The following is a 2,434-nucleotide window of genomic DNA, read 5'->3' as shown; positions in this document are numbered from 1 at the left end:
CCACCCGCTACGACAAACTCGCCATCACCTACCGGGCCGGGGTGACTCTCAACGCCATCCTCAACTGGTTGCAACGGTTGGGAGACACGCCCTAGTTAAACACTGCATACATCATCAGATGCATCACCTCGCCACTCCTCCTGGTCCTGACCGTGGTTGTCGGATGACAACGCAGTTGGGACTTTGACACCCTAGATGAGACTGGATGACACAAACCCGAGACTCCGAAGCCGCTCCACCACCGATCACTTAAACACCCTTCGCCTACAGCACAATCCAACGTCCTCCTGGTTATCGCAGGCCTCGAATGTAGGGTGGGTAGATTACCCATCCGCGCGTCCCTCTAGAAACTCGCCATGAGCTTACGACCGATAGGTATCGTTTTGGCGAATCTGTCACCAGTAGCTAAACCGGTAGTGGTACCAAGCTCGTCAGGAATAACGGCCGACCAAAGCTCTTTCGCGGCAGTCTCTATATCCGAGCGAAATGCCGACCTATTTGCAATATGAAAACCTATTCCAAGTGCTATTGCCTCGAACGAAGTACTGGAGAATCCTCCGCGGAATGATTCTCGCTCCGAATCCCATTTCTTAAATACACTCTCCGGAGAGTCTGTTTGATAAATTACATCGAACGTCTTTTTGAAAGTAGTTTCAAGTTCTCTAGACGAACCAGGGAAATCGCCCGCAAAGTCTATTGCCCAGTTATCTAGCTTCGTAGGAAACCCGCCCAGGCCGCCGCGCTTCCCTTCGATCTCTCGATTGTGAAGCATTAGAAAACGCAGAACTAGCTCCAAGTCGAATTGCTCATCCAATAATCTGTCCCCAAGGGAGAGTGACTGAACAAATGCATCATGCTGACTGAGATCATGGAGCCAGCTGAGCATTTGAGAGTTAACGCCAGCGATCAGGGCTGTTCTAATTTCCTGAGGTGTCAGCGTGGACCCATAACTATTCAGCCGCTGAAATAGATCGAACTTAGCCTTCGGGTCGGAGCTGCGCTTAATCACCCTTAGGTCAAGCCGCGCCAACCTGATGTCTAACATCTGGGCTGCCGAAAGACCGTTCGAACTCGCGTCCGCCCCCCATGTCCGACCGTCGAGATCGGGCAAATATGTAGTGGCCATGAGTTCAAGCGGGGGTCGGGGGCCTTCATCTCCTGGAAGTAGACCCTGAAGCTCAAGGACCGTACTAATCCTCTGGAGACCATCAACAAGCTCCCACTTCCCATCGGCGTCTTGCGACACGAATACAGAAGGAATCGGAATACCTAACAAAATACTCTCAACGAGTCTGCTTTTCTGCTCAGTGGACCACCGGAAGAGCCTCTGAAACTCTGGGCGAATTATCAACACCCCTTCTTTGAAGAGGTTGGTTATTTCACTGACAGACATACTAATTGTGTCAGCCGACACCTCTCGTCTGGCAGATGAAATTTGACTCTCGAGATCGCTCATCCAAGCTCCTCTTCCGTAATATCGTGCGCTAACTCGGCCAGTCCGGGGTACGCCGAAGACCGCGAAACTCCTAGCAGGCGCAGTTGTTCTTTGATCGAGTCCCGGCTACCTGTCGCAACAAACTTCGTAAGGGTTTCGGTACCTGTAATTACTTGTTCGAGCGGCTTGACGGTCTTGCCTGCCACGGTGAACGCGCCAGCCTGCGCTGCTATACGTTCACTATTATGGGTTCCGTGGAGCGCTACTGGCGCAGGTGCAAAAAGGGTCTCGTCAACACCTGGTTCCCAGCTTTCCGCATGCTTATCACTCGTCGCTAGAACACCCACGGGGAGGCCGTCAAGTCGTGGGTTGGTTCGATTTAGCCTCACAGGGTCCAGGAGCCAGATAGTGGGTAGACAAGCCTTGGTGCCACATTCACACCGATTTACATCGTGTTCGAGCGAGAAGAACACGGACATAAGCAGGCTTGTCGTCCAGTCGAGCAGGCGGGTAGGTATCCCGTAGTGCTGCATCGTGAACAAGTGTTCCCAATTGCTCTGCGGGTACCCCGCCGGCCAGTACGGGAGACTTCGCTGGCGAAATCTGGTCAGTAGTCGGATCTCGGCGTCCAGCACCTGCTTCGCATCAGGCGGCTGCCCGCTCGACGATGCCTCCAGCCGACGCCACAGAGAAGGTGATAGATGCCGACCTGCACAACCTTGTCCGCGAAACCAGAACCTCTTTACCGGGGTTAGCTCGGTGACCTTGCGAACCAGGTCAGGGATGTCGACGAACTCGACGCATGGGACTTCAGACACGCATTGCAGCATATGCTCTATAGCTTCGGCCTGAGACCCGATGCCGTGCAAATAGTTCCAACATCAATATGTTCTCGACACCGGCATTCACGTAGTCATAGAGATAGGCGACCGTTCGGGGCAGTTGGTTTGGTGCCACTGCCCGGAGTTGATCACTGCGAGCGATCTCGTCGGCGACGTG

2 protein-coding genes and 1 pseudogene are annotated in these 2,434 nt (G+C 53.7%); all 3 read right to left on the bottom strand.

The window, feature by feature from the left end:
* Nucleotides 1-343: 343 nt before the first annotated feature.
* A complete protein-coding gene (locus ACWDUA_RS25525; RefSeq protein ID WP_449753817.1) occupies nucleotides 344-1,456 on the bottom strand; it encodes a DUF262 domain-containing protein in 1,113 nt (370 codons plus the stop codon).
* Entirely contained in the window at nucleotides 1,453-2,253 is an 801-nt protein-coding gene (locus ACWDUA_RS25520) for an FRG domain-containing protein (protein ID WP_449753816.1), read from the bottom strand. The genes ACWDUA_RS25525 and ACWDUA_RS25520 overlap by 4 nt, the downstream gene beginning before the upstream one ends.
* A pseudogene (locus tag ACWDUA_RS25515) lies at nucleotides 2,246-2,434 on the bottom strand (hypothetical protein); the annotation flags it as partial. The gene ACWDUA_RS25520 and the pseudogene ACWDUA_RS25515, both read right to left, overlap by 8 nt.

The organism is Gordonia sp. NPDC003376 (assembly GCF_053589235.1).
The sequence above is the reverse complement of the archived record's forward strand: the minus strand, read 5'-3'. Positions and strand labels throughout refer to the sequence as shown.